This window comes from Sporosarcina newyorkensis (assembly GCF_900167515.1).
In the GTDB taxonomy this organism is placed as follows: Bacteria; Bacillota; Bacilli; order Bacillales_A; family Planococcaceae; genus Sporosarcina; species Sporosarcina newyorkensis.
In genome coordinates this window covers 118,939-125,350 of sequence record NZ_FUYJ01000011.1, presented here as the reverse complement: position 1 = coordinate 125,350, position 6,412 = coordinate 118,939, and the positions used below count along the sequence as shown (strand labels likewise).

The 6,412-nt window shown below is 42.5% G+C and carries 3 protein-coding genes and 1 rRNA gene; all 4 read right to left on the bottom strand.

The features are described from left to right. Positions 1-112 (bottom strand): 16S ribosomal RNA (locus B5D59_RS17095); the annotation flags it as partial. A 473-nt stretch (positions 113-585) separates the two neighbouring features. Continuing rightward, positions 586-1,698 (bottom strand): HD-GYP domain-containing protein, encoded by a 1,113-nt coding sequence (locus B5D59_RS17090; protein WP_176132624.1) that lies wholly within the window; start codon positions 1,696-1,698, stop codon positions 586-588. 139 nt (positions 1,699-1,837) lie between these two features. Continuing rightward, positions 1,838-4,372, bottom strand: coding sequence for a DNA gyrase subunit A (gene gyrA, locus B5D59_RS17085; RefSeq protein WP_078818766.1), 2,535 nt, complete (start codon positions 4,370-4,372; stop codon positions 1,838-1,840). 73 nt (positions 4,373-4,445) lie between these two features. Then, the gene (gene gyrB / locus B5D59_RS17080) at positions 4,446-6,368 is read right to left on the bottom strand and encodes a DNA topoisomerase (ATP-hydrolyzing) subunit B (protein WP_176132623.1); all 1,923 of its coding nucleotides are present in this window, start codon (positions 6,366-6,368) and stop codon (positions 4,446-4,448) included. Between the last annotated feature and the right edge of the window lie 44 nt (positions 6,369-6,412).

Here is a 6,412-nt window from a genome sequence, read left to right as displayed (position 1 = left end):
TCACCCGTCCGCCGCTAATCTTTAGGAGCAAGCTCCCAAAGATTCGCTCGACTTGCATGTATTAGGCACGCCGCCAGCGTTCGTCCTGAGCCAGGATCAAACTCTCCATAAAAGAGAAATTCGAGTTAGCTCGATTTCTTGCTGGCATCATTTAAGATACTCATTTTGTTTATGTCACCGGCAGAGCCGATGCACAAACGTATAATTCGTTAACGTTTTGCTGTTCAGTTTTCAAGGTTCATATGGCTGCTCTTTCGCAAGAGGCAACTTTCTTATAATACCAAATCGCTGTTTTGTTGTCAACACTTTTTCTTGAAAAGTTTTTTTGTGTTGTTCGGGTGTTTTGCAACTCCCCGATGCGACGCTTATAAATATACCACCGTCTATTCTGTATTGCAAGCTTTTTTATCAAATTCTTTTAAAAGACTTGATTTAAAGCCTTTAAAAAGTAATTTACTAGATCCAGTATAGTAATTCCGGCTATAGTTTCAACTATATCAAGGCTTCTGATCTTAGAAACACAGATATAAAGAATTGTTGATCCTCTTTTTTATTATATAGAAGAAGGATCAACTTTTATGTTTATTAGAACATCTTTTCAATAGTAATCTTTCTATTTGCGGATAAGTCAATATGTGTACCGCTGCCGAGGACTTTAACAATCGGCCGCAAAGGAAAATCCCGGTGCAAGTAAATAACTTCAGCTATTTCGTCCGTTGTTAATTTCACTCTTACTCCGATTGACAGTTTATTAATTAAGTCATGTAGAACTTGAATGATCTTCACGTCAAACTTTCCAAACTCATCTTCCTTCAATAACTCTATGACTTTGAAAGAATTTTCTTTTTGACGGTATGGTCTTTCAGATGTCATTGCATGATAGACGTCCGCCACTGAAATTATTTGTGCGAACTCTATAATCTCTTGTCCCTTTAAACCTCTCGGATAGCCGCTTCCATCAAATCGTTCATGATGTTGGAGAATTGCTACCTTCATTTCTTGTCTTACTAATGAAGACTCTTGCACCATTTGAAAACTATGGACTACGTGCTTTTTCACTTCATTCATCTCTTCGCTTGTTAAGAATGCTACTTTATCAATGATTTTAGAATTAATTTTTGCCATTCCGCTATCCGCCAACACACCCGCAATGCCCACTTGCAGGACTTGTCCCCTGGAATAGCCCATTTGTTCACTAATTAATGCAGCTAAAATTCCCACGCTAATGGAGTGATGTACTTTGTAGTTTTGGATTGCTGAAAAATCATTCAACCTTCTCACATACTCTTTATTTTCTAGAAACGCTTGAATCACAGGTAATGCAATCGAACGGACTACCGCAACGTCCAGTTTCTTTCCGGACCTGTACCCGGAAAACTCTTTTTGGTAAGCTTCCACCGCTTCATCATACAAAGCCTGTAATGTTCTAGACTTAGGAGGGGCACTTTGATTCACTAATTTCTCCACCTCGGGGGTAAGTTTTACTTCGATTGTCTTTTCAGGTGATTCTGGCTCGGATTGGCTCTGGGCTTTGGATTCAATTAAAACCTTTGCTATACCAAATAAACGAAGCACCTCAATATGTGTAAGTGTTAGTTTCGTATTTTTGGCCACAATCGGGTTTTTTGTATTTACATACAGATCTTCTTTAAGAAAACTACCAGGCCTTAACTCACTGACTTCTTTGTAAACTTCCACTATTTTCACCTAATTTCTTTTTCACTATATCTATTATCATATATTATTCTCATTTATAGGGATAGATGCATGAGTATAAATTCATAGAAACAAAAAAAGTTATTGAAGTGACGGTTTACGTCTCTTCAATAACTTTTCTTTACTCTGTATCTTCTGTCTCCACTGAAAGGTCCTCTTGTGCATCTACAGATTCTTCTTCAATGTCTTCCTCATGTTCTTCTTCAATGTCTTCCTCATGTTCTTCTTCGCTCTTCTCTACTTTCGCGACCGTAGCGACCCTCTCGTCGTCTGCCAATCGAATTAAGCGGACCCCTTGCGTAGACCGGCCAAATATAGAGATATCGCTGATAGACATACGAATTAGAATACCGTGGATCGTTATAAGCATGAGATCTTCTTCACCATTAACAGCTTTCATCGCAACAATCTCGCCGTTACGATCTGTCATATGCATTGTTTTCAGACCATATCCTCCACGTGATTGCGAACGATATTCACTTTCTGGTGTACGTTTACCATAACCTTTTTCAGTGACCACGAGAATGTCATCACCTTCGTCCACCATGTCCATACCGATGACTTCATCATCTATTCGCAGTCGAATGCCCCTCACTCCTGCTGCTGTCCTGCCGAGCGGACGAATGTCTTCTTCTGCAAAACGAATGAGCATGCCTTGTTTTGTACAGATTGCAATGTCTGAAGTACCATCAGTCGATTTCACTGAGATCAGCTCATCTTCTTCACGCAAGCCTAATGCGATCAATCCATTTGCTCGAATATTTGCGTAACCCATAATTGAAGTTCGCTTGATCACCCCGTGCTTTGTCGCAAAGAACAAATAGTGATCTTCCCTGAACTCACTGATCGGGATCATTGCCGTCACCTTTTCGCCTTTTTCAAAATCGATAAGGTTGATGATCGGTAACCCTTTTGCAGTCCGGCTATATTCTGGAATTTCATAACCTTTCTTGCGGAACACACGGCCTCTACTAGTAAATAATAGGATTGTGTCATGTGTGGATGTATTCAATAAATGTTCGACAAAGTCATCTTCATTTGTCCCCATACCCTGAATACCGCGTCCGCCACGTTTTTGACTGCGATAAGTGTTTGCAGGCAAACGCTTAATATACCCTTGATGCGTTAATGAAACAATGGAATTTTCGACTGGGATTAAGTCTTCATCTTCCAGCATTTCAGAACCGCCCAGCATAATTTCTGTTCGTCGTTCATCTGCAAAGCGTTCTTTAATCTCCGTTAATTCTTCACGTATGATTTCGATTACTTTTTCTTCGTCCGCCAGAATTGCACGCAATTCTGCTATGAGAGTCAACAGCTCTTGATATTCGGATTCAATCTTATCACGCTCTAACCCAGTTAGACGTTGCAAACGCATATCCAAAATGGCTTGAGACTGACGTTCTGATAAGTCGAATGTTTCCATAAGGCTGGACTTCGCTTCAGCCGTTGTTTTGGAACCTCTAATCAACGCAATAATGCGATCTATATGATCTAGTGCAATGCGCAGTCCTTCCAAAATATGTGCGCGGTCTTCAGCTTTATTCAGCTCAAATTGTGTGCGTCGTCGAATGACAACTTTCTGGTGTTCCAAGTAGTGGAATAAAATTTCCTTTAACGATAAAACTTTTGGTTGTTTGTCTACAAGCGCCAGCATGTTGATACCAAAACTGGTTTGCAATGCAGTTTGCTTGTAAAGATTATTCAAAAGTACGTTGGCATTGGCATCGCGTCGGACTTCGATCACAATGCGCATCCCTGTACGGTCGGATTCATCTGCCAAGTGGGTAATACCGTCAATTTTCTTATCACGCACGAGCTCCGCAATCTTCTCAATCAATTTTGCCTTATTCACTTGGAACGGAATTTCAGTAACAATAATGGTTTCACGACCGTTTGATTGCTGCTCGATCTCTGCCTTTCCACGGATAATGAGCGAACCGCGGCCTGTTTCATAGGCACGGCGGATTCCGCTGCGCCCGAGGATCATTCCGCCGGTCGGAAAATCTGGACCCGGAACGATCTCCATCAATTCATCTGTCGTGATCGCACTGTTACCTGCCAGCGCGAGCACTGCGTCAATCGTTTCACCGAGATGATGTGGAGGAATGTTTGTTGCCATCCCCACGGCAATACCTGATGTACCGTTAACTAATAAGTTGGGATAACGTCCAGGCAAGACTGCAGGCTCTTTTTCCTGCTCATCATAGTTTGCTTGAAAGTCGATCGTGTCTTTATTGATATCACGCAATAACTCCATTGCAATACGGGACATCCGCGATTCGGTATAACGCATTGCAGCCGCGCCATCACCGTCGACAGAACCAAAGTTTCCGTGACCATCGACAAGCATATAGCGATAGCTGAAATCTTGTGCCATCCGGACCATCGTGTCATATACGGCACTGTCACCGTGTGGATGGTACTTACCGATAACGTCCCCAACAATACGTGCAGACTTCTTATGCGGTTTTTCTGCTGTAATACCTAAATCATGCATGGCATATAAAATCCGTCGATGAACAGGTTTCAAACCATCTCGAACATCAGGAAGCGCACGAGATACAATAACACTCATCGCATAGTTCAGAAACGATGTTTTCATTTCTGTATTTATATTTATTTCTTGCACTCCGCCTTGTGGCAAATCTGCCATGTTGTCAAGCTCCTTTCACCACTTACATCTAAAAAATTCTGTTGGCACCGACCAATTACCGATTGGCGACCGATCAGGTATCGATATTTTGTACGTAGACCGCGTTGTCTTCAATAAATTTTCGGCGCGGCTCCACTTCATCGCCCATCAGTTCTTCAAAAGTGGCGTCTGCTTCCATTGCATCTTCCAAACGAACTTGCAGAAACGTACGTTTATCGGGATCCATAGTGGTTTCCCAAAGTTGCTCTGGATTCATTTCACCAAGACCTTTATACCGCGTAATGTCCGGTTTTGGTGAAGCAGGCATACTTCTCAAAATTTCTTGCAGTGCTTCTTCGTCATAACAATATTGCTCATTTTTCCCTGCACGTACACGATAAAGCGGTGGCTGTGCAATGTACACATAGCCGGCCTCAATTAATGGACGCATGAAACGGAAGAAGAACGTTAATAATAACGTACGGATATGCGCACCATCGACGTCAGCATCTGTCATGATCACGAGCTTATGATAACGCGCTTTCTGTAAATCAAATTCGGAGCCAATTCCTGTACCAAGTGCTGTAATGATCATACGAATCTCCGCATTACCGAGTATGCGGTCCAAACGTGCTTTTTCAACGTTCAAGATTTTTCCTCGCAATGGCAGAATCGCTTGGAAGTGACGATCACGTCCATTTTTCGCTGAACCGCCGGCGGAATCACCTTCAACAATATAGAGCTCACTAATCGAAGGGTCTCTCGAGGAACAGTCAGATAACTTACCTGGCAGGCTGGATACTTCAAGTGCTGACTTACGTCGTGTCAATTCACGAGCATTCTTGGCAGCCATACGCGCTCTTGCCGCCATCGTGCTTTTATCCACTACTTTACGGGCAACCACTGGATTTTCAATTAAAAACCGCTGAAGCGCCTCGGAAAACAGGGAATTTGTTATGGTGCTCACTTCTGAGTTTCCAAGCTTTGTTTTCGTTTGTCCTTCGAATTGAGGATCTGGATGTTTAATCGAGATGATTGCAGTCAATCCTTCACGCACATCATCGCCAGACAGATTGCCATCCGCCTCTTTCAACAAGCCATTTTTCCTTGCATAGTCGTTGATCACACGAGTTAGAGCTGTCTTGAACCCAGATTCATGTGTACCACCTTCATACGTGTGTATATTATTGGCAAATGACAGCAGGTTTTCTGCGTAGCCACTGTTATATTGCATAGCAATTTCGATTGAAATTCCATCACGTTCGCCTTCAATGTAAATTGGTTCTTCAAAGATTGGCTCTTTATTTTCATTCAAATGCTGAACGTATGATTTAATACCGCCTTCGTAATGAAATACTTCTGATTTTGGCTCTTCCTCGCGTTCGTCTGTAATCGTTATGCGCAAACCTCGGTTCAGATAGGCAAGTTCACGTAGACGTGTAGCGAGAGTACTGTACTCATATACAGTCGTTTCCGTGAAAATTTCCGGATCCGCTTTGAAACGAATCGTAGTCCCTGTTTCATCAGACTCTCCGATTACTTCAAGCTCTTTTGAAACCGGTCCTCTGGAAAACTCAATCGCATATAGCTTTTGATCAAGCCGAACAAAGACTTCTGTTTTCTCTGATAAGGCATTGACAACAGATGATCCAACACCATGTAATCCGCCTGAAACTTTATAGCCGCCACCGCCGAACTTACCGCCGGCATGTAGAACAGTCATAATGACTTCCACGGCCGGTCTTCCCGTGGATTCTTGAATTCCAACAGGTATACCACGACCGTTGTCGTCTACTCGAATCCAGTTGTCTTTCTCAATTGTTACTTCAATGTGATCACAATAGCCGGCGAGTGCTTCGTCAATACTATTATCCACAATTTCCCAAACGAGATGATGGAGTCCTTTTGCACTTGTCGTCCCAATGTACATACCAGGACGTTTACGGACAGCTTCAAGGCCTTCCAACACTTGTATCTGATTCGCATCATAAGCTGTCTGTACTTCTCTCTCTTCCATTGCCAAGGTGTTCACCTTTCCTTTCCAAACATATCAAACTTTTA

Coding starts and splice junctions, on each gene's coding strand:
- gyrA (WP_078818766.1), bottom strand. CDS start 4,372: ATGGCAGATTTGCCACAAGGCGGAGTGCAAGAAATAAATATAAATACA.
- gyrB (WP_176132623.1), bottom strand. CDS start 6,368: ATGGAAGAGAGAGAAGTACAGACAGCTTATGATGCGAATCAGATACAA.